This window comes from Prosthecobacter sp. (assembly GCF_046154365.1).
In the GTDB taxonomy this organism is placed as follows: domain Bacteria; phylum Verrucomicrobiota; class Verrucomicrobiia; order Verrucomicrobiales; family Verrucomicrobiaceae; genus Prosthecobacter.
This window is the reverse complement of sequence record NZ_JBJXFV010000060.1, coordinates 124,276-145,331: the sequence shown is the minus strand read 5'-3', so window position 1 is coordinate 145,331 and position 21,056 is coordinate 124,276. Positions and strand designations below refer to the sequence as shown.

19 protein-coding genes are annotated in these 21,056 nt (G+C 61.3%); 7 read left to right on the top strand and 12 right to left on the bottom strand.

The annotated features are described in order from the left end of the window. Positions 1–6: 6 nt before the first annotated feature. Positions 7–1,701 (bottom strand): hypothetical protein, encoded by a 1,695-nt coding sequence (locus ACKVY0_RS07245; protein ID WP_409214129.1) that lies wholly within the window; start codon positions 1,699–1,701, stop codon positions 7–9. Positions 1,702–1,804: 103 nt separating this feature from the next. Here ACKVY0_RS07245 and ACKVY0_RS07240 point away from each other — a divergent pair, with 103 nt between their 5' ends. The 3 genes from ACKVY0_RS07240 to ACKVY0_RS07230 all read left to right on the top strand — a co-directional run bounded on the left by ACKVY0_RS07240 (position 1,805) and on the right by ACKVY0_RS07230 (position 3,731). Then, positions 1,805–2,701: a phosphatidylserine decarboxylase gene (locus ACKVY0_RS07240; RefSeq protein WP_409214128.1), complete on the top strand. Its 897-nt coding sequence runs from the start codon at positions 1,805–1,807 to the stop codon at positions 2,699–2,701. Between the two features lie 257 nt (positions 2,702–2,958). Then, the gene (locus tag ACKVY0_RS07235; RefSeq protein ID WP_409214127.1) at positions 2,959–3,129 is read left to right on the top strand and encodes a hypothetical protein; all 171 of its coding nucleotides are present in this window, start codon (positions 2,959–2,961) and stop codon (positions 3,127–3,129) included. A gap of 29 nt (positions 3,130–3,158) precedes the next feature. Next, a complete protein-coding gene (locus tag ACKVY0_RS07230) occupies positions 3,159–3,731 on the top strand; it encodes a hypothetical protein (RefSeq protein WP_409214126.1) in 573 nt (190 codons plus the stop codon). A 15-nt stretch (positions 3,732–3,746) separates the two neighbouring features. On the opposite strand, the gene ACKVY0_RS07225 is transcribed toward ACKVY0_RS07230, so the two are convergent. Then, entirely contained in the window at positions 3,747–4,673 is a 927-nt protein-coding gene (locus ACKVY0_RS07225) for a site-specific tyrosine recombinase XerD (RefSeq protein ID WP_409214125.1), read from the bottom strand. A gap of 45 nt (positions 4,674–4,718) precedes the next feature. Here ACKVY0_RS07225 and ACKVY0_RS07220 point away from each other — a divergent pair, with 45 nt between their 5' ends. Together ACKVY0_RS07220 and ACKVY0_RS07215 are read left to right on the top strand one after the other, a co-directional pair. Then, positions 4,719–5,267: a single-stranded DNA-binding protein gene (locus ACKVY0_RS07220; RefSeq protein ID WP_409214124.1), complete on the top strand. Its 549-nt coding sequence runs from the start codon at positions 4,719–4,721 to the stop codon at positions 5,265–5,267. 71 nt (positions 5,268–5,338) lie between these two features. Further along, a complete protein-coding gene (locus ACKVY0_RS07215) occupies positions 5,339–7,549 on the top strand; it encodes a DUF1549 and DUF1553 domain-containing protein (protein ID WP_409214123.1) in 2,211 nt (736 codons plus the stop codon). 86 nt (positions 7,550–7,635) lie between these two features. On the opposite strand, the gene ACKVY0_RS07210 is transcribed toward ACKVY0_RS07215, so the two are convergent. After that, positions 7,636–8,043, bottom strand: coding sequence for a GxxExxY protein (locus tag ACKVY0_RS07210; protein ID WP_409214122.1), 408 nt, complete (start codon positions 8,041–8,043; stop codon positions 7,636–7,638). Between the two features lie 117 nt (positions 8,044–8,160). Here ACKVY0_RS07210 and ACKVY0_RS07205 point away from each other — a divergent pair, with 117 nt between their 5' ends. Further along, positions 8,161–9,276 carry an SGNH/GDSL hydrolase family protein gene (locus ACKVY0_RS07205; protein ID WP_409214121.1) on the top strand — a complete coding sequence of 372 codons (1,116 nt, stop codon included), beginning with the start codon at positions 8,161–8,163 and terminating at the stop codon, positions 9,274–9,276. Positions 9,277–9,405: 129 nt separating this feature from the next. Here ACKVY0_RS07205 and ACKVY0_RS07200 read toward each other — a convergent pair whose 3' ends face one another. After that, positions 9,406–10,704, bottom strand: coding sequence for a PQQ-binding-like beta-propeller repeat protein (locus tag ACKVY0_RS07200; RefSeq protein ID WP_409214120.1), 1,299 nt, complete (start codon positions 10,702–10,704; stop codon positions 9,406–9,408). Positions 10,705–10,757: 53 nt separating this feature from the next. On the opposite strand from ACKVY0_RS07200, the gene ACKVY0_RS07195 reads away from it, so the two are divergent. Beyond that, entirely contained in the window at positions 10,758–11,624 is an 867-nt protein-coding gene (locus tag ACKVY0_RS07195) for a hypothetical protein (RefSeq protein WP_409214119.1), read from the top strand. On the opposite strand, the gene ACKVY0_RS07190 is transcribed toward ACKVY0_RS07195, so the two are convergent. The 8 genes from ACKVY0_RS07190 to ACKVY0_RS07155 all read right to left on the bottom strand — a co-directional run bounded on the left by ACKVY0_RS07190 (position 11,577) and on the right by ACKVY0_RS07155 (position 21,014). Beyond that, positions 11,577–13,085 carry an urea transporter gene (locus tag ACKVY0_RS07190; RefSeq protein ID WP_409214118.1) on the bottom strand — a complete coding sequence of 503 codons (1,509 nt, stop codon included), beginning with the start codon at positions 13,083–13,085 and terminating at the stop codon, positions 11,577–11,579. The two genes, ACKVY0_RS07195 and ACKVY0_RS07190, sit on opposite strands and share 48 nt — an antisense overlap. Further along, the gene (locus tag ACKVY0_RS07185) at positions 13,082–14,500 is read right to left on the bottom strand and encodes a phenylacetate--CoA ligase family protein (protein ID WP_409214117.1); all 1,419 of its coding nucleotides are present in this window, start codon (positions 14,498–14,500) and stop codon (positions 13,082–13,084) included. The genes ACKVY0_RS07190 and ACKVY0_RS07185 overlap by 4 nt, the downstream gene beginning before the upstream one ends. 14 nt (positions 14,501–14,514) lie before the next feature. Further along, on the bottom strand, positions 14,515–15,165 hold the full coding sequence (locus ACKVY0_RS07180) for a tetratricopeptide repeat protein (protein WP_409214116.1): 651 nt from the start codon (positions 15,163–15,165) through the stop codon (positions 14,515–14,517). Positions 15,166–15,185: 20 nt separating this feature from the next. Further along, on the bottom strand, positions 15,186–17,444 hold the full coding sequence (locus ACKVY0_RS07175; RefSeq protein WP_409214115.1) for an urea transporter: 2,259 nt from the start codon (positions 17,442–17,444) through the stop codon (positions 15,186–15,188). 149 nt (positions 17,445–17,593) lie between these two features. Continuing rightward, a complete protein-coding gene (locus tag ACKVY0_RS07170) occupies positions 17,594–19,033 on the bottom strand; it encodes an alanine racemase (protein ID WP_409214114.1) in 1,440 nt (479 codons plus the stop codon). A 36-nt stretch (positions 19,034–19,069) separates the two neighbouring features. Beyond that, positions 19,070–20,203 (bottom strand): ATP-grasp domain-containing protein, encoded by a 1,134-nt coding sequence (locus ACKVY0_RS07165; RefSeq protein ID WP_409214113.1) that lies wholly within the window; start codon positions 20,201–20,203, stop codon positions 19,070–19,072. A gap of 31 nt (positions 20,204–20,234) precedes the next feature. Then, positions 20,235–20,573, bottom strand: coding sequence for a PqqD family protein (locus ACKVY0_RS07160; protein WP_409214112.1), 339 nt, complete (start codon positions 20,571–20,573; stop codon positions 20,235–20,237). 108 nt (positions 20,574–20,681) lie between these two features. After that, positions 20,682–21,014, bottom strand: coding sequence for a hypothetical protein (locus ACKVY0_RS07155; RefSeq protein ID WP_409214111.1), 333 nt, complete (start codon positions 21,012–21,014; stop codon positions 20,682–20,684). Between the last annotated feature and the right edge of the window lie 42 nt (positions 21,015–21,056).

Here is a 21,056-nt window from a genome sequence, read left to right as displayed (position 1 = left end):
ACCAGCTCAGTCTTCGCCTTCTTCATCAGCCGTGGCGACGACTGGCGTTTCCTCGGCAACATCCGCGACCGGTTCTTCTTCAACGATTTCTTCCACAGACTCCTCAACGACAGGTGCTTCTTCAGCAGCAGCTTCAACAGGTTCCGCCCCTGCTTCGGCGGCAGGTGCGGCGGCTTCAGCGGAAGGCTTGCCCGCAGGAGCTTCTTTCTTCACTGCGGCTTCACCTTGCACGCCGAGGAAGACCATGCCGTCGCTGTATTCGATGACGTAGCCTTCATTCGCGAGCCAGCGGATGTCCTTGATGACGGCGATCTGCTCGTCGGTCGGATGCTTCGGCGCATCGGGCGCGGCGGTTTCATCCTTGGGAGGAGAAGGGACGATGGCTTCCACGAGCTTTTGCAGCGGCAGGCCGTGGTTGGCTTTGAGCAGCTCCACCACACGGGTGAGGCGGTCGGAGAAGATGAGACCTGCATCAATCGCCTTCGGCTTCACGCGGCAGACGAACTGCTTGCCGGCACGACGCTTGAACAGCTTCATGCCACGGCGCTCCAGGCCTGCGCCGAGCTTCTGCGAGATCTCAAACAGATGTTTCCGCGCCGCATCCACCGACTGGCGCAGCATGAGGAACAGCACATGCGCAAGCTTCTGCTTGTCGATGTTGCCATGAATCACGGCCTCGCGCACCTCGACGACGGCGTCGTTGCCGAAGGTGCGGCGGAAGTGCGCCTCCATGTCGGCACGGGAGTTGAGCGCGAGCGGTTCGCCACCTTCCGGCACTTCGCCCTTCAGGCACACCCAGCGGCGGCCTTTGCTCATGGTTTCCTTCCACTTCGCGACGAGTTCGGGATTCGCTTCGACGCGGATGCGGCGTTTGAAGTCCTCCATCGCCATGTTCGAGAAACGCTCGCGATGCAGCCGGATGACGCCGGTTTGATAGCTGTGATGGCTCGGCGGGGCGATGAGCTCACCGCTCATGCCGCACACGGCCACGGAGGTGAACTCACCCTTTGGTGCTTCGAGTTCGATCTCTTCGACGCGATAAAACTCATCCTGCGCCGCACTGTGCAGCACATGCGAGAGGGCTTCATCGCGGGTGAGGAACAAACTGCCGTCCGCCGGCACGTTGAACAGGCCTGTGGCACGTTCATCGGCGCAGCGGAAGCGCACCATGAAGCGGTCGCCACCTGCGAGCACGAGACGGGCGGCATCGAACATACTGAAGGCATGGCCGGTCTGGCGCACATGCGCGGCGAGGGCATCGACGGCCTTGTCCTCGGGGAAAATCGTGATCTGCACGTCCCGTGGCATCTCCACCCACTCGCGTTGCGGTGGGCCGTTGTTGTCTCGATCACCAAAACGACGCGGCGGGCCACGGCGATCATCGCCATCACGGCGCGGGCCGCCTTCACGCGGACGGAAGCCTCCAGGGCCATCGCGACGCGGTGGTGCGCCACCGCCAGGACCATCACGACGCGGTGGCGGGCCGCCACTGCGACCACGATCACCAAAACCGACACCGCCACGGCGATCATCACGACCTCCGCGTTGTGGGCGGTCTTCAGCATCGGCATAGCGCTGCTTGATCTTTTCTTCCTTGCCGAATTCGCCCACCCAGGCTGGCATCAGTTTCAGATCGGAAAGGTCCACCAGTCCGCTGTGTGTCTGCGGCTGGTTGTCGGTGCTGGCTTCAGGTTCGGTCATACGGTCGGTCGGGAAAGGGGCCGCGACTATGCCTCGAAACGCCGTTGTCGCCAGCTTTGTTCGTGTGGCGTTTTCTTGGCACGACGCTATGTGAATAACTGCCATGCCTGCCGCCCCCATCACCTTTTTCAACCGCCTCACCCAGCGCATCGAGACCGAAGCGGTGTACGGCGAGGGCTTTTTGTGCTTCACCTATGAGAGCAACCTCGGTGCGCTGCCGCTGCATGCGCTGGTCAAAAAAACCGCCTTCTCACGCTGGTATGGCCGCCGCATGGACGCTCCGGCCAGTCGGGCCAAGATCGCTCCGTTCCTCGAAACGTATGGCGTGGACGTCAGTGAATTCGCTGACACGCCCGACTCCTTCCGCACCTTCAACGAGTTCTTCTACCGCAAACTCAAGCCGCAGGCACGACCGATTGCCGCCGGCGAAAACGAAATCGCCTTTCCCGCGGACGGCCGGCATCTCGTGCTGCCCGACATCGCCGCGTGCGACGATTTTTTCATCAAAGGCACCTGTTTTGACCTCGCCGCACTGCTGCGTGATGCCGCGCTCGCCGAACGCTTCGCTCACGGCAGCATGCTCATCTCCCGCCTCTGCCCCGTGGATTACCATCGCTTTCATTTTCCCTGCACCGGCACTCCGGGGCCTGCCCGACAGATCAACGGCCCGCTTTACTCCGTGAGTCCCATCGCTCTGCGCCGTCGTGCTAGCATTCACTGGGAAAACAAGCGCGAGATCACCCTGCTGCGCACCGCGAAGCTCGGCAACGTGCTCCTGCTCGAAGTCGGTGCCACCTGCGTCGGCTCCATCGTGCAAACTTACACGCCTGATGCTGCGATCGCGAAAGGCGACGAGAAAGGCTACTTCCGCTTCGGCGGTTCCTGCTTCATCACCATCTTCGAGCCGGACAAAATCCGCTTCGCCGATGATTTGATCGAGCACAGCCGCGCAGGTCGCGAAGTCTATGCCCGCATGGGCGACGTCGCAGCACGTTCGTAGTTCGGGCTTTAGTCCGTGCATGGAAGCTTGCAGAACGGGCACAAGCCCGAGTATCAGATGCTTCTTTGTAGCTCGGTATTCCGATACCGAGTCGGTGCCGTCGCGGAATCGGAATTCCGCGCTACAACGCCGCCTCGTCGCCAACGAAGTGTGAGAATTGCGGAGAAGCTTGATCTCAGTTTCGTGCCGACAAACTTCGCCGCAGAGCTTGAGAAATTGCGGCTTGGAAAAACGCCGCCGGTGGTTAACATCGCCGCATGACAACGACCTACCCACGCAGCAAAAAGGAGATCGACGACGAGATCAGGGCGATGCGCAAACGCCACAAGGAGATCATCAAATCGAAGGAGAGCGCCCTGGCGTTTCTCGTGCGTGCCGGGCTGGTGACCAAGAGCGGCAAGCCCACGAAGCCCTATCGCGATGACTGATGAACATTGTCTCCACGAGCAACGGTTCTGTGCTGATCGGCTACCACGGCTGTGACCGTGAGACCGGGGAGCGCGTGCTGGCTGGAGAAACGGAGCTGATCGCGAGCACCAATGATTACGACTGGTTGGGTCACGGCATTTACTTCTGGGAAAACGACCCGGAACGCGCCCTGAGTTGGGCACGATCCGTGTGGAAGCATGGCAAGAAGAGCCGTTCCACCGTGGCCGAGCCATTCGTCATCGGGGCGGTGATTCAGACGGGCAACTGCATGGACCTCATGCAGGCGCACTCGATCCGGCTGGTGCGCGATGCCTATGAACGGCTGCGAACCGTGTATGCGGAAGCCGGGACCAAGCTGCCGCAAAATCGCATGATTGCAGGTGAGCTGATGCTTCGGCGGCTGGACTGCGCCGTGGTGCAGTCCCTGCATCGTGATCGCGAAGAGGGTGGCTATGCCGCCTTCGACACCGTGCGGGCGGCGTTTCCGGAAGGGACGCCGCTGTATGAGACGGCGGGGTTTCTGGAGCGCACGCACATCCAGATTTGCGTGCGCCATCCGGTGAGCGTGCTGGGGTATTTCCGCATCAAGGGACGGCGGTGAGTTGAGGTGTGCCCCTCACGCCCGCGGATGAAACCGCCGATGCACGTCCTTCAGCCGCGCCTGATCGACGTGCGTGTAGATCTGCGTCGTCGAGATGTCCGCGTGGCCCAGCATTTCCTGGATCACCCGCAGATCAGCGCCGTTGTTCAGCAGATGCGTGGCAAAGCTGTGCCGCAGCAGGTGCGGATGCATCCTTGCCGGATCAATGCCGCACAACGCCGCACGTTCCTTGACGATCTGCTGGATGCGTGAGGTCGCGAGCAGCGTGCCACGCTTGGAAATGAAGATGTAACTCTGCGTTTTCGGCTTTACCAGCGCTGGGCGGCCATGTTCGAGCCAGGCGGCGATGGCTTCACGCGCGGCGACACCCACGGGCGCGAGGCGGGTCTTCGATCCTTTGCCCGTCACACGAATCCAGCCCTCTTCGAGACTCAGATTCTCCAGCTTCGCGTTCATCAGCTCGGATAAGCGCACGCCGCTGGCATAAAACAGCTCCAGGATCGCGCGATCTCGACGATCCAGCGGCTTCGTGCCGTTCACGGACTCGATCAGCTTCTGCACGTCTTGTTCATTCAACGAGTCCGGCAGATGCTTCTCCTGACGTGGCGGCAGAATCGGGTCCGCAGGATCGAAGGCGATGTGTTTGCGTGCGGTGAGCCAGCGAAAGAAGATTTTAAGCGCGATCAACTCAATGCGTGCCGAGGACGCAGCGATGCCGTCTTTTTTCCGTTGGGCGAGAAACCCGCTCAGGTGATCTGTCGTCACCGCGGCAACGCTTTCCGACTGATGCTTCATTTTGAACCACGACGCGAAAGCCTCCAGAAACCGGCGCACGAGGAGCTGGTAGTTCACGGACAGGCCGCGCTCCGTGGCGAGGTGTTGAATGAAGCCGTCGATGAGTTCCAGCACGCCGCAGCATGCCACGGCATCGGTTGATGACAAAAAATCATTGCCCTCAGGCACCGTGGGCGGCAAAGATGCCCCATTATGGCCTCCTACAACAAAGTCATGCTCATCGGCAATCTCACCCGCGACCCGGAAGTGCGTTACACGCCCAAGGGCAGCGCCGTCTGCGACATCGGTCTCGCGATCAACCGCGTGTACACCTCCGACAGCGGCGAGAAGGTGGAGGAAGTGACCTTTGTGGATGTGGTGCTGTGGGGGAAGACCGCCGAGCTGGCCGGCAAATATCTGCACAAGGGCCGTCCGGTGCATATCGAAGGGCGGTTGCAGATGGAATCCTGGGAGGACAAGGCCACCGGCCAGAAGCGCACGAAACTGAAAGTGGTGGGCGAGCAGATGCAGTTCCTCGGCAGCCCGCAGGGCGGCGACCGCGCACCTGCTGGCGGCGGTGGCGATGAAGAAGGCGGTTCCGGTGGTGGCGGCGGCTACAACCGCCCCGCTGCACGTCCCGCCCAGCGCCCCGCTCCGGTGCAGCAGCGCAGCGCCCCGCCGGCCCAAGCCAAGCCGCAGAACGACGACTTCGGCGAAGGCCCGATCACCGAAGGCATGGAAGAGGACGACATTCCGTTTTGAGATCGACCAGTAGGCGTTCTTGCCTGCTTGATTGGAAGACATTCTGCTACACAGCCGTTATCTGCGGCCCCGTGTTTCGTCCTGTTTTCATCTGCATTCTCACGCTTTCCACCGCTATGGCCGGATTCGCCGAGCCTGCGTCCTTTCGCAACGATGTAATGGTCGCCATTTCAAAAGCAGGCTGCAATCTCGGCACCTGCCACGGCAATGCGACGGGCAAAGGCGGCTTCAAGCTCTCGCTGCGCGGCCAGGATGCGGATCTCGACTTCAAGGCGCTCGCGCGTGAAGCCTCGGGCCGTCGCGTGAACCTGTTCGCGCCGGAGCAGAGCCTCCTGCTGGTCAAGGCGTCGAACAAGATCGCTCACGAAGGCGGCAAGAAGATCGATCCGCAGGGCTGGGAGTATCGGGTGCTGCGGGATTGGATCGCCGCCGGCATGCCGCGTGACGATGCGACCGCGCCGAAAGTCACGAAGCTCATTGTGACGCCCACCGAGGCCGTGTTGGACGAACCCACGGACAAAATTCAAATCACCGTGCAGGCGACCTTTGCTGACGGCACGCAGCGCGATGTGACGCCGCGTGCGATTTACGAGCCGCTGCAAAACGGGATCGTCGAAGTCAGCAAGAGCGGCCTGGTGAAGCGCCTGCAATTCGGCGAGCCATCGGTGCTCGTGCGTTTTCTGAATCAATCGGTGCCGGTGCGGCTGACGTTCGTGAAGGCGAATCCATCCTTCGCCTGGAGCAAGCCACGCCGTGAGAGCTACATCGACGCGCATGTCTTCAACAAGCTCAAGACCCTGCGCCTGAACCCCAGCGGCGTGTGCAGCGATGAAATCTTCGCGAGGCGTGCCTGGCTCGATCTCTGCGGCATGATTCCTCCGGCGGATGAAGCGCGCGCCTTTGCCGCCGACCCGTCGCGCGACAAACGCGCACGTTTGATCGACCGCCTCATGGTGCGGCCCGAGTTCGCGGATTTTTGGACGATGAAATGGTCCGACGTGCTCAAGGTCGAGTCCCGCACGCTCGACAAGACCGGCGTGCAGGCCTTCCACGACTGGATTCGCACGGCGATAACGCAAAACCGCCCGGTGAATGAACTCGTGCGCGACATGCTCGCCTCACGCGGCAGCACCTATCATGAGCCGCAGACGAATTTCTACCGCGCCAACCGCACGCCCGAAGCGCGGGCCACGTCGGCGGCGCAGGTGTTTCTCGGCACGCGGTTGCAGTGCGCGCAGTGCCACAATCATCCCTTCGACCGTTGGACACAGGACGATTACTACAACTGGTCCGCCGTCTTCGCCCAGGTCGATTACAAGATCATCGGCAACCTCAAGCCCCGCGATAAAAACGACAAACACGAGTTCAACGGCGAGCAGGTCGTCTTCCTCAATACCAAGCTGAACATCGAAAACCCGCGCACCGGCGACACGGCGAAGGCCAGATTCCTCGGTGCTGAAATGCCCAAGCTCGCTGACAAAGAAGATGAACTCCAAGCCGCTGCGAACTGGCTCACCAGTGCGCAGCATCCGCTGTTCGCCAAAGCGCAGGCGAACCGCATCTGGTATCACCTCATGGGCCGCGGTCTCGTCGATCCCGTCGATGACATGCGCCTCACCAATCCCGCCAGTCATCCAAAGCTGCTCGAAGAACTCGCGCAGGACTTCATCCGCAGCGGCTTTGATCTGCGCCATCTCATCCGCACCATCATGCTGAGCCGCACCTACCAGCTCGACAGCACGCCGAACGACACGAATGCCGCCGATCTCATCAACTACTCGCATCACCTGCCACGCCGCCTCAGCGCCGAGCAGCTCATCGATTCGCTTTATTCTTCATTGCGCGTCACGCCCGATTTCAACGGCTGGAATCGCGGCACTCGCGCCAGCCAGATCCCCGGACCTGCGAATGGACGCGGCAGCCCCGATCCCATGTCCCCCGAGGCTTTCCTCGCGCAGTTTGGCCGCCCGAAGCGCGAACTGAGCTGTGAATGCGAACGTGCCAGCGACACCTCCATCGGTCAGATCTTCCAGTTCATCAGCGGCCCCATCGTCAGCGGCGTCGTTTCGCAGAAATACAACCGCCTCGGCTCCTTGCTGAAGAACCCCGACCACGGTGCCGTCATTCGCGATCTCTACTGGGCCCTCCTCACCCGCGCCCCAACCGCCAACGAAGCCAAAGTCATGGCAGCCCTCCTCGCCTCCGCTAAAGACCGCCGCCTCGCGCTCGAAGACATCGCCTGGAGCCTCGTGAATGCGAAGGAGTTTTTGCTGTGTCGGTGAGGAATGAATCTTGAACAGAAGATAAGGAAGAGAACGAAGGTTCCAGATTCTGGAATCTTTGTTATCTCCGCTATCTTCTGTTCAAATCATTCCGGTTGATTGGCCCCAGGCAGCATCAGTCGATGAACACCCTGCTTGAGCATCTGCACATTGAAGTTGATGACGAAGCCCAATGGCAGATCGAGCAATTTCATGTAGCTCAGCCCTTGAGCCTTGTGAATGGGCAGCACATCCACAACGGATTTCAGCTCCACCAGCACGCAGCGGTTCACGATCACGTCGCAGCGCAACGAATCCTCAAACACGAGGTCTTTGTAGCGGATTTGCACCTGCCGCTGCTGTTCCACACTCAGACCACGCAATTTGAGCTCATGGATGAAACAGCGCTCGTAGATGCTTTCCAACAATCCCGGCCCCTTGTCACGGTGAACTTCCATTGCCGCACCAATGACAGTTTGGGTGATGGCTTCGGCTTGAAGATAAAGCGGGTGCATGCGGATAAGATTTGGAACAGAAGATAACGAAGAAAACAAAGTCCAAACCTCATTTCTTCGTTCTCTTTGTTATCTTCTGTAAAAATCAAACCAGCAGACTGCGTTCATTACAACCTCATGAAAGCAGCCATCCTCCTCACCTTCTTCGTCAGCGCCTCGCTGCTTGCTCAAACCGCCGCCCCTCAGCCTCCAGCGAAACCCAAAGGCCCGGCGATCCCGGCAGATGCACAATGGCATGATGTCACGACCTGGGGCGTGGAAGGCCGTGGCTGGGGAGATCAGGAGCGGAAGCGCTGGTATGATCGTCTGCCAGCAAAGGCGGAGAAGACCGTCACTCCGGCGGTGTGGGGATTGAGCCGTGACAGCGCGGGCATGATGGTGCGCTTCAAGTCGGACGCGAAGGCGATCTACACGCGCTATCAGTTGTCGAAGGCGAATCTGGCTCTGCCGGCGATGCCAGCGACGGGTGCGAGCGGTCTGGATCTGTATGCGCGTGATGACAAAGGCCAGTGGAAGTGGGTCAACTGCACGAAGCCGAGCCAGCAGAATGTCGAAGCCGTGGTGATCAGCGATCTGGCTCCTGGCGAGCATGAATTCGCCGCCTACCTGCCGCTCTACAATGGCATCGAGAAACTCGAGATCGGCGTGCCTGCGGGTGCGAAGTTTGAAGGATTGAAGCCGCGTGAGAAGCCTATCGTGTTCTACGGCACCTCCATCACGCATGGCGCGAATGCCTCGCGGCCCGGCATGGTTCACACAGCCATTCTGGGCCGCCATTTGGATCGCCCGGTCATCAACATCGGTTTCTCCGGCAATGGCCGCATGGATGCCGCCGTCGGCGATCTCATCAACGAACTCGATGCCGCCGCCATCGTCATCGACTGCCTGCCCAACATGGGTCCGGCAGATGTCACAGCCAAATGCGTCCCGCTAGTGAAGCAACTGCGCTCCAAACACGCCACCACACCGATCATCCTCGTCGAAGACCGTCGCTACACGAACTCCTGGATCACGCCCGCGAAGGCGAAATTCCACGACGACAATCACGCCGCGTTGAAAGCCGCCTATGAGCAGCTCAAGGCCGAGAAAGTCGCCAATCTGCACTACATCGGCGGTGATGCGCTCTACGGCACCGATGCCGAAGGCGCGAACGATGCCTCTCACGCGACCGATCTCGGCTTCCTGCGCCAAGCAGAAATCTTCGAGCCAGTGCTACGTGCGGTGTTGAAGTAGCGGAGCGCGAGTATTCTACTCGCCTCACTTTCCTGCCGCTCCGCACCACCAAGCGACAACGGCAAGCTCCATCGCCACCTCTCCGTGCCATCAAGTGGCGAGTAGGCTGCGCCATACTCGCGCTCCAGCTCACTTTCCGATCTTATACAGCGCCTTGTCCGTGCGGAGGAACAGGGCGCTGCCGTCGACGATGGGGCTGGCCATGAGGGAGCCGTCGAGGGTGTTTTGAGAGAGGATTTTGAATTCCTTGGCCGCAGCAACAACGGTGACGACGCCTTCGCGGCTGGCGAAGTAGAGTTTGCCGTCGGCGAGGATCGGCGAGGCACTGAACTTGCCGCCGATGCGTTCGCGGTAGAAGGCTTCGCCGGTTTTCACGTCCACACAGCTCACGATGCCGCCGTCATCGACGTAGAAGAGCAAACCGTGGTGCAACACAGGCGAGCACATCTTCGGCGCGTTCTTGTTGTTCCGCCACGCGACCTCGGGCGTCTTCAATCCGGCGAATTTGAGGGCGATGACGGCTGATTTGCCGAAGGCGGTGCTGAAATAAATCTGCTGGTCGTCAGCGACGGGCACGGTGGACATGGAGAAGCCGAGTTCGCCATAGTGGAGCTTCCACAGCTCTTTGCCGGTCTGCGGATCGTAGCCATAGATGTTGTTGGCGGCGGAACTGACGACGACGGGCTGACCGTTGATCGTGACGACGAGCGGCGTGCCATAAGCTTTGCGCTGCTGCGGACGCGGGTCCATCTCGCCGCTGCGGGGGGTCTTCCACGCGAGCTTGCCGGTGTTCTTGTCGAAGGCGGCGATGAACTGCTGATCGCTGCCGTCGAAGTGGGCGATCAAGCGGTCGCCATGCAGCACGGCGGTGGAGCCTGGGCCGTTTTCGTGCATGACGTTCAACTCCTCATTCTTCCACAGTACGTTCAGCGATTTCGTATCGAGAGCGACGGTGCCAAAGGAGCCGAAGTGCGCGTAAAGGCGGCCTGCTTCGAGCACCGGCGTCGGCGAGGCATAGCTGTTGAGCTGATGCGCCCACTGCGGGTCTTTGACGTTCAGCAGTTCGATGTCGTGAAGGATTTTGCCGCTGCTGCGATCCACGCACACTGCACGCAGGCTCACGGAGCCGAGAACGGTGAGCGGCTGGTCGCCCGTGTTCGATGCGAGGCGGTGTTTGGCTTCATCCGGCGTCGCAGCTTTCTCGATGGCGGTGGTGAGCCAGATCTGATCGCCCCACATCACGGGCGTGGAGTGACCACGACCCGGCAGCGGTGTCTTCCAGGCCACGTTGCTCGTCTCGCTCCAGGTTTCGGGCAGGCCGGAGGCGTTGGCCTGACCTTGAGCGGAAGGTCCGCGCCATTCGGGCCAGTTGCCGGCGTTAGAGACGGATGTCAGGACAAGAAGCGGGAGAAGAAAGCGGTGGATCATGGGCGAGAAAAACGTGGCAGGCAGCGACGAACTGTCTTTCACTGCGAATGACCATGCGCACGCTGTTTTTTCATCTCTTTCTGGCCGCATCGCTGCACGCGCAGACGCCCGCTCTCGAACAACTCATTGAGGTGCGTTCCGGCACGCTGCCGATCATCCTCACCGTGCCGCACGGTGGCACGTTGAAGCCGGACAACGTGCTGGCACGCCGCTACGGCGTCACGGGCATGGATGCCAACACGGTGCCGCTCTCTGAAATGATCATCGAGGAGTTGCAGGTGCTCTATGGCGGCAAACCACACGCGATTTTCTCCCGCCTGCACCGCACGCGGCTGGACCCGAACCGCGAGATCAAGGAGGCGGCTCAAGGTGAACCGACGGCTGAGGCGGCCTGGCATCGTTTTCACGACAGCGCTCAGAACGCGCGCGATGTGGTGATGAAAAAACACGGCCACGGCCTGCTGCTGGACATTCACGGCCACCGCCACCTCGACCAGCGGGTGGAGCTGGGTTATTTGATCAAGGGCGAGCTGCTGAAGGCCGGTGACGCGGAATTGAACGCCAACGCGGCGCTGATCGCGACGACGAGCATCCGCGAACTCGACCAGCGCTCGCCACAGAGCTTTGCGGCGCTGCTGCGTGGCCCGCAGAGTCTCGGCGGCTTGCTGGAGTTTCGCGGGTTTCGCTGCCTGCCGAGTCCGACGAAGGACAATCCTAGCCTGCTGGCAGGCTACTTCAGCGGTGCTTACGACGTGCTGGCGCATGGTTCGCGCGATGGCGGCACAGTGAGTGCGATTCAGGTGGAGTGCCCATGGAACAACGTGCGTGACCGGCCAGAAAACCAACGCCGCTTTGCACGTGCGCTGGCAGATTCACTCGGCGTGTACTTTGAGGTCCACTTTGGCCGGAAGCTGAAGTGATCCGGTCTTGGGTTGTGGCGTTCCAGGATCGGCTGGCTGCAATTTTTCCCAGCACACGTCGGCGACTTCTTTCTGCGCGAGGAAAACGCGAATTTGCGCGGGCGTGCTCGCGGCCCAGTCGATGGGGATGCGTTCGTCGCGCAGGCCTTTGCGATGCAACCAGCCGAAGAAGGCGATGCTGCCAAGGAGGGCGAGATTGAAGGGCAGACAGAGCGGCAACAAAGCGAGACGGAGCAGAGCTTCGCTAAGTGGTTCCCACAGGAGCGCGAGAGCGAAGGTGACGAACAGCGTCCACAAGAATGTTTTGAGGTTGAGGCGCAGGTAATGGCCGCCGAGGGCGAGGAAGATGACGACAATGTTCAGCGCGAAGGCGGTATCACCAAACACCGGCAGCCAGAGCGAGCCAAGCATGCAAACAGCCACAGCAGCGATGGCAATGAGTGCGCTGGTGCGTGAATGCCAGACGATGCCGATGAAGAACCACAGCCAGCAGAGCAAGACACGCGATGAGGTGAACTGAGCGGTGAGGCTGAGGTTGTTGGCGAGGAACTGACTCCACGACTTGGCGTAGTCCTGCGCGGCACCTGCGGGAAGAGTTTCGGCGAGGCCGGTGAAGGCATCGGCAAACAGCGGCGCGCACAAAGCGGCGGTGGTGAAGTGGCGGCGGGCTTCCTCGGGGTTGCCAGTCTGCATGGCGCACCAGCCGAGGCCGTCCCACGAGTCGGCGAAGAAGGAATCGAGTGCGACGGCGCGGCGGAAGGCGAGCGCGGCATCGTCGTAACGTCCTTGGCGGAAGCGGCTCCAGCCAAGGCCGTCGTAAGCATCGGCGACGCCGGTTTTGAGCGAGAGGACGCGGGAGAAGGCTGTTTGCGCGCCGGTTTGATCGCCACGGCGGTACAAGCTCCAGCCGAGACCGGCGCAGCGATAGGCCTCGGCCATGTCGCTGCTGACTTCGGTGTTGAGGAAGTGCTTTTCGGCTTTTTCGAAGCGATTCGTGAGCAGCGCGCGCCAGCCGCGCGTGAGTTCGGCATCGTGAACACCGAAGAAAATCAGCGCCATGATCGCGGTCCAGGCTGCGGCGACGTATGGCAGACTGAAGAGCACATAAGGCGATTTTTTCTCATGCATGCGCTCGGCGAGCGGCACAAAGAAGAACGCCATGCCTGTGCAGCCGATCGCGGTGGTGAGTGCCTGTGCCCAAAGGGGCACCTGCGGGAACAGCAGCCACAAAGCGCCGAGCAATGCGCCATTCACGCTGAAGAGACCGGTCTTGAGCACGGTGTCATCCTGCGCACGCCATGAAGCGAGCGCGGAGATGAGCAGCGCGCCGCCGAGGCTCATGAGCGCGGCTTCGACGGAAAGAATGAACAGGCCGATGAGCACGCACACGCCGGTGATGCGGTTGTTCGCCACGAGCATCTGCCCGTAACCACGCAGGGTGTGGTCGAGGAGGCGTTTCATGCGGCGAGGGGCAGTTCGGAGATCACGAGCGGCACCTTATGCGATCCTGCGGGTGCGGCAATGTTGGAGACGAAGGTGACCTGCAAATCGGCGTCGTTGGCGAGGGCCGCTTCAAGCGCACGTTTGACGCCGGTTTTGATGCGCTGGCGCGGCGCGTTGGTTTCGGCGACGACGCGGACTTCGAGCATGCCGGGCTGCTTTTGCACGACCTGATACTGCGCGAGGCCAGGGACTTCCTCGATGGCGTTGGTGATGATGTAAGGCGAGAGCAGCGTGCCGCTGCGAGCGCGGAGCATGGCGGCGCTGCGGCCTTCGATTTGACGAATGCTGCGCAAACTGGTGCCGCAGGGGCAGGGCGTGGTGTCCCAACGAGCGAGATCGCCGAGACCGCGATAACGGATGATCGGCGTGGCGGTGTTGGTGAGGTCGGTGATGACGAGGTGGCCGAGTTCATCGGTGGGGAGCCCGCTTTCATCGACGATCTCGCAGATAACGTTCGTTTCCGCGATGTGCCAGCGTGCATCGTGCGGACATTGGAAGGCCACGAGTCCGCCCTCGGTGCTGGTGTAGGTCTCGATGAGCCGGGCATTCGGGAAAATCTGGCCGAGCAGGTGACGTGTGTGGGCGTCGAGCATCTCGGAGGTGAGATGGATGAGCCGCGTTTTTTTCATGACGCGGTTTTGCACCTTCAAATCGAGCGCGATGGCTCGCAGCGTCGATGGATACGATGAAATGAACTCGGGAACGATGCTGAGGAGTTCACGTGTGAGTTTGGCAACCGGATCGTGGACAGAGAAGATTCGTGAATCCGGCACGGTGGTGCGCAGGAGATCAGCAGTTGCGAAGTCGATGCTGTCGGGAGCCATATCGACGAGGTAGAGGCCATTCGAGATCGGCTGTCCGCCGCACCAGTCGTAGAACAGCGCGGTGTTGCAGGCCATGTAGTGCCAGAGCGACGATTCGGTGCGCGCGATGCGTGCGGGAATGCCGGTGGAGCCGGAAGACGCAAGCCAGCGGACATCGTCGCGTGAGCGTTCTGGAGTGCGCCGGTCCTCCGGCGCTTTCGAACGTGCTACGGCCTGCGAAAAGCTCCAGAGGGCTGGAGCACTCCAGGACGCTGTCGCGCTAATCGGAAGCAATTCGTCTGCCGCAGCGGTGCGCAGGTCTTGTTTGGTGAGGATGGGAATCTTTTGAAGATCGTCCCAATCGTCGAGCATGCGCGGCTCAAATCCGGCGTTGGCAAAGAGGCGTTGATAGAGCGGGATGTGATCGCAAGCATGCTGGACAAGCGATTTGAGCGTGCGCCATTGATGCGCCCGCCGCTTGGGCATGCTCCAGCCGCGTTGCTCGATGACTTGATCGAGCGCGGCGTGGAGCTGATTGCCGCGGCTGCGGATCTGAGCGGGCGTGAGCATGGGAACCACCATGATCAACGCCGCCCCGGAGGTGCGGGCGGCGGGCCGGGATGGGTGATGGCGTAGCCATCGCGTACGAAGTAGCCTTCGGGATTGATCTGCATGAGCTTCTCAAAGGCCGGCGCGGCGAGTTTGGCCTGGCCCTGGCTGATATGAGACCAGCCGAACCAGCTCATGGCGATGGGGTCTTCGGGTTGCAGCTTGTGCGCACGCTCGAAGTACACCTCGGCCTTGCGGTAGTCTTTTTGGTTGTAGAGGATTTCACCGGCGATGAGGAGCAGCGGGCGGTTGAACTGGTCGAGGTTGAGTCCGGCGCGCGCGGCACGGAGGATGTCGTCCGTTTTGTTCTGTGCCTGATATACGCTCACCAGGCCGAGATGCGGCGTCAGGGCGCGCGGCTCCTGCTTGGCGGCGGTGGTGTAGAACTGGACGGCCTTGTCGTAGTCTTTGTTGAGATACGAGAGCCAGCCGGCGCGCACTGCGGCGAGGTAGGTTTCGCCGCCGGCGCTTTTGAAGGCGAGGACGCTTTCGAGTGCGCCGGGATAATCACCGCTGGCTTCAGCGGTGATGGATTTCTGCCATGCTTCGGCGCTGGCGGCGAGTTTGTCGGCGGCATGCGCGGTCGTGATGAACGCGAGGGCGAGGATGAGGAGGTGTGGTTTCATGGTTGGGAGGGAGAGTGGTTTCAATCGCCGTTGGGCAGCGTGGGAGTGAAACTGGATTGCGTGAAGGTGAGGGTGTGTGATTTGAAATGCGCGATGAGGGAGGTGATGCCGTAAATGGGTTCGAGGGTGAACTCGATTTCATGCGGCAGATCAGCCGCAGCATCCGGCAAGGTGGTGCTGAGATGCAAACGCTGCGGGGTGGGATGCAACGCGTGGCGGGTGATGATGCGCTGCGTCTTGTGGCTGAGATAAGGTGAAACAGCGCCCGCCCATGCCCAGCCGTGCGACGCAGCATTCAGTGCGACACAATCCTCCCAGTTCATGCCGCTTTGATACGCGAACGGCACGGTGGGCATGGCGAACGAAAGGAGACGCAGGAACTGCGAATGGCCGCTGAGACTGCTCTGCGTGATTTGCAGGGCGTGGAGACCGAGGATGGCGGTGAGGCGGTCCTGGCCGCTTTGGAAAATGTAGCGGCCATTCTCGTCGAGCGTCGTTGTCAGACTCGTCAGGCTCGTCTGACCTGTCAGACGATAGGTGGCCACACCCGGCGCCAAATGGGCCAGCGTGCCCAGCACGGTGGTGGAGACCGTCGCGGGGGCGATGCGGGCTCCAACTTTGGGCACGCTGGCAAAGTTCCAGCGCACACCGGTTTCGGTGCGCGTGAAGTAGTTTGTGAGGCAGAAGGGCGTGGTGGGTGCGCCGGTCTCGGTGCTGGCCTGGGTGTGCAGATGAATGTGTGGCACGGGACTGCGGCCGGAGTTGCCGCAGTAGCCGAGCAAATCGCCCGCACCCACGCGTTGACCGGCTTTGACGACGATGCCGTGCTTCATGAAATGCGCGAGCTTCACGGTGCCGCCGTAATCAAGGCGCAGGATGAGATGATTGCCCCAGTTCTGCGCGAAGTTGCAGCCGCCAGGGGCGTTGTCGGCCACGCCGTCGATGACGCGAAGGATTTCACCGGTGCCAGGAGCACGGATTTCAAGGCCCTGCGTGTAGTAGCGCGTGAGATCGTCATCGCAGCCGGGCGGGCAGGCGTTGTCGGCGGCGTCATGCACTTCAAAGTCGAGCGCGTGCTGCCATTCGCCACGATGGCTGAGTTTGTCGTCGAAGCCCTGCGTGACAGTGACTTCGCGGGCGGTGGGCAGCAGGACATGCGTGTCATGGCGATGCGGGAAGCGTTCGTTCGCGAGAGCGAGTGCTGCGGCGGCAGCTTCAGGATTATCAAATGTGCCGACGGTGGGCAGCAGCGAGCCGCTTTTCTCACGCAGGCGTAGGCAGCAAAGCATGCTCCAGATGGTGAGCAGATACGGTAGCGGCAGGTATTCCCATCCGGAGCCACGCAGGAAGTGCTGCACGGCGGCGACGTGCAAGGCGGCGACGGCACCGGCGACAACAGCGAGGGCGAGACTGCTCCATGACGGCACAAAATACACCGCGCCGAGCGCCATGCCGGCGAGCAGGTAGTTGTGACCGGCAAACCAGCCGAGCCACTCGAGGCCGCAGGCTTCGAGCAGTCTGACGATGATGATGCCGCCCGCATAACCGGCGACGGCATTGATCATGGCAACGCGTGACCAAACGAGAATCGCCAGCGTGACGGCAATGCCGGCCCACACGTTTGGCAGAAACAAAATCGTGCCCATGCTGCGCAGAAACGCGGCGATGATGAATGGCAACGCCGGTTCATCCGGCAATCCCATGTCGAGCAGCGACGAAGCGGCGGCCCAGTGAGGAAAAAACGTGAGCAGCGTGCCGAAGGCGACGACAAACGCGATGCTGAGCGGCGGCAGACCCGCACGCAGCGGAAACCAGTGCCACAACGCCGCAGAAAGCAGCAGCGTGTAAACAGTGACGACGCCGAGCATGCCCCAGACCGCCGGAGCGGCGAGATCGGAGCCGCGCGTGATCCAGGCGACTGCGAGTGCGCTGAGGAAGACGTTGTAGAGCAGGGTGCCGTCTTTGCGCATCGTCGCGGGAAGATGCAGGAGTTTCGAGATCAAACTGCCGAGCAAGCATGCGCTGATCGCAAGGGCGAAGTAGCGCGGCATGAACAGCAGCGATGCACACAGCAGTGCTCCCGCTTTCCAACTACCGCAGAGGAAGATGGCGCTGGCGGCACGGGCGACTTCGAGCAGTGGCGTGGTGAGTGGCGTGAGTTTGGTGAGAAGATGACGCACCGCCGTTGATACGACGGTGAATCGTTGTCTCAACGGGATTGAGACGGGTTCTTCAAGAATGGCCATCTCTAGGAGGGGGGATGGGGCTTCTGGGTTCACGGTGGTGGGTGGGATCGTCCTCGAACTCGTCCTCGATCAAATCGGGTTGAGAGGAGATGAAATGAACGAGTTAGGGGTGGCTTGTGAGACAGTCGTGATTGCGAAGCGGAAGAATCGAGGACGAGTTCGAGTAGGAGGACGAGGACGAGTTAATTGCGCGGTGCGGTGAGGAGATGATCCGGCACTCGCTCCAGGCGCTGCACGTAATCGAGGTCTTCTTTTTCGCGGATGACATCGACACGACCGTCGAGGCCGATCATGACGACGGCCGGGCGGTAGGTGATGAACTGCATGCTCTGGGTGATGTTGTAAGCGCCGACGGGATGCATGACGAGAAGATCGCCCGTGGTCATGGCGGGCAGGGAGACTTGCTCGCGGATGACATCAATGTTCATGCAGAGACAGCCGTAAAGTTTGATGGGCTGCGGCGCGGCTTCGCGGATGGCTTTGGCCGGCTTCACGTTGAAACGATACCAGTTGCCGCTGTAGAGCAGGTTGATGCCCGCATCGACGACGTAGGCCGCGCTGTTGGTTTCATGCACGTAAGCAGGTGCTTTGGCGGCCTTGCCAGCGAGCGTGATCGGACCTGATGCGGTGGTTTGCTTCACGGCGACGATGCTGGTGATGAGATAACCGGCTTCATCGACGAGGGCGCGGCCGCTTTCGAGATAGAGACGCGGACGTCGGTCGCGTGGCAGCGTGTTGAGCACGCCGGTGATGGCTTCGGCGTATTTTTCGATGGGCGGAACGATCTGCTCAGCGGGTTGATACGCGTAATGCAGCGTGCTGAGCGATGGAAAGCCGCCGCCGAGATTGAGGTAGCGCAAGCTCCAGCCGTAGCTCTCGCGGCAGCGTTCCATGAGCGTGACGAGCTTCTCAGCGGCGACTTTGTAGGCGTTCGGTTCGAGGATGTAGGTGCCGATGTGGGTGTGCAGACCTTGCAGGCGCAGGCGGCCTTTGCTTTCGGCGATGCGGCGGATGGCACGCCAGGCTTCACCGTTTTCGACGCCGAAGCCGAACTTGCTCCACACCGGCTGAATTCCGGCATCGAGCCAGCAGCGGATGGCGATGTCGATGCTGCGGTTTTGTTCTTTGGCAATGGTGTCGAGCAGCAGGAGTTCATCCCAGTGATCGACTTGGATCATCGCGCCTTCAGTGGCGGCAAGCTCGAGCCCGGCGCGGGATTTGTGCGGGCCGTTGAAGATGATGTCACGGCCGGCGACGCCGTTGCGGCGGGCTTTTTCATATTCGAACTCGCTCACAACCTCAGCGATGCTGCCTTCGCTGTGGAAGACGCGGCAGATGGCGTTGAGGTAGTTCGTCTTGTAGCTCCAGGCGAAGCGGGTGTTCGGGTAACGGCTCTCGAAGGCTTCACGAGCACGGCGGATTTTTTCACGCAGCGTGCGTTCGGAGAAGACGAACAGCGGCGAACCGAAACGAGCGGCGAGATCGGCCACAGGCACGCCGTCGATGCGCTCGCAGACGTTGTGGTTGAGACCATGCGCGTTGCGATTGCGGTTGGCCGCGCTGTTTTGACCGCTGAGGTGGCGGGTGATCGTCGGCGGAGAGTAGGGGAGGAGCGTTTGCATGGGAGGATGCGAGGTGAAGTGCTCAGTCAGGAGTGCTTAGTGCTCAGAGCTGGCCTGCGAGTGCCGTGGTGCCTGAGGTGCGACTGAGCACTGAACACTGAGCACTTCGGTCTGCCGGATAAGTTGGCCGGTGGTGGTCAATGCGGCGAGATCGCGGATATCGCCGGTCATGTCGATGGCATGGCGGATGAAGAACTTGCCGGGGGTGGCGCGGCGCAGCGGCTCACGAGGCTGCCAGCCGAGGGCGAGTTCGAGCGCGGCAGCGGGCAGGTTGCAGCTCAGCGTGGAGGGGAAGTCGCACCAGGCGGGGAAGCGCGGGTTGATCTCGATGAGGCAGTATTCGCCGCGTGGGCCGTCGGGTTTGACGAATTCGAGTTCAAACGGGCCGTTCCAGCGCAGTTCGGCGATGAGTGATTGCGCGATGGCGTCGAGCTGCGGATCACGCACGACCATGCCGCCGAAACCTTTGCCGCTGGCGGTGCGCAGCATCTTGCGCATGGAGCAGGAGCCGAGGATGTGGCCGCGGCCGTCGCCGAGACCGATGACGTTGTATTCCTCGCCCTCGATGCGCTCCTGTACGAGCACGGGAGCACCCCATTGCTCGATCATGTGCCAGTAAGCGGCTTCGCGGGCTGCGGGAGTGCTTGCGAGCTGCGCTTCATAGTAACGCCCTTTGACGAAAACATTGCCGCCGAGGGTCGCAGCGGCCTGATGCAGCGAGTTCACATCGTTCACGGCGATGGTTTGCGGCGTGCGGCAGTGCGTGCGCTCGCACAGCTCCGAGAGCTTCGATTTGTCACGGCACTGAAAGCTCTGCGCAGAAGGCAAACAGGCGTGGATACCACGCTCGCGGAGTTTTTCAGGCGCTTCAACCAGCGGACCCATCTCGGCATCGAGGCAGGGAATCAGCACGTCAAAGCGCTCGATCTCGCGGATGGCATCGAGGCGCTGCCAAAATGCCTCCACGCCCGCGCCGGGGTAGGCCATGGTGAAAGCGGCATCAGGCGCGTCTTCCTCGCTGAAGAGGCCGCTTTCGAGCGAATCATAGACGAGGCCGATGATACGCAGCTCAGGATACACACGGCGCAGGCTGCGGATGACCGCAGAGCCGGGCTGGGGGTTCTCACCGCGATGCAGACCGGTGACGGCGATGATTGGGGTGGAGTTCATGGTTCAATGTTCAAAATTGAATGTTCAGAGTTCAATGTTCCGAAGTCAGGCCGAGATGCGCGAGTTCGGCGAGGAAGGACTCGAGATCGCGCTCGGCGGTGCTGCGGGCGACCTCGAAGGTCGCGGTGATGCGGTCGAGGATCTGCTGGCGATTAAGTTTCTCGCTCAGCGACTGCATGACGAGCAGCGCCGTAGGACTGGCGGTGAAAAATTCGCCGGTAGTGGCATCGAAGCCGAAACCGTCGGCCTGCCAGGTGACGGTGTGGAAGGTGAAGCCGGAGGTGCTGGGAGTGACGGGAAGAATGGGAATGATGGCCGGCGACTGGTGGCCATTGTGGCGCGGCAGAGCCGGAGGAGGAGCGGGGTTCATGGATGCGGTTGGTTGAATCACACCGCATAGAATCCCGGCCGGTTAACACCAGCGTGGGGGCAAAGATGAATAAGCGTTTATTTTTGGCCTCCCGCAGATGCGGAGTGCCTATTTGTCGAGCGCAGGCAGGTCAGATCGGATCAGCAGTTCGCTGGCCCGCTGGCGTTGCTGATGCCAGACCTCGTCAGGATCGGTGGGATCCTTCCACGGGTTGTGGGGTCGCTGCCACCTGCTGCCGAACTCGAGGGAGTCCTTGAGAGGAGCATAAGACTGGAGCACGGGGTGTGTCGGCCTGGGCGGAGCTTGTTCCGGCTCAGCGATGATCGATGAGGATTCTGGCTGGAGTTCGGACCGTTGGCCGACTCTCCATGCCTGGGCGAGAACCAGCAGGCTGACCGCGATGATCACCCCCCTGGTTAAATGTGAGGATGTCGTTTTCATGGGGAAAAGGAAGGCTCATTTTCGTGCTCTGCAAGCCCTCCT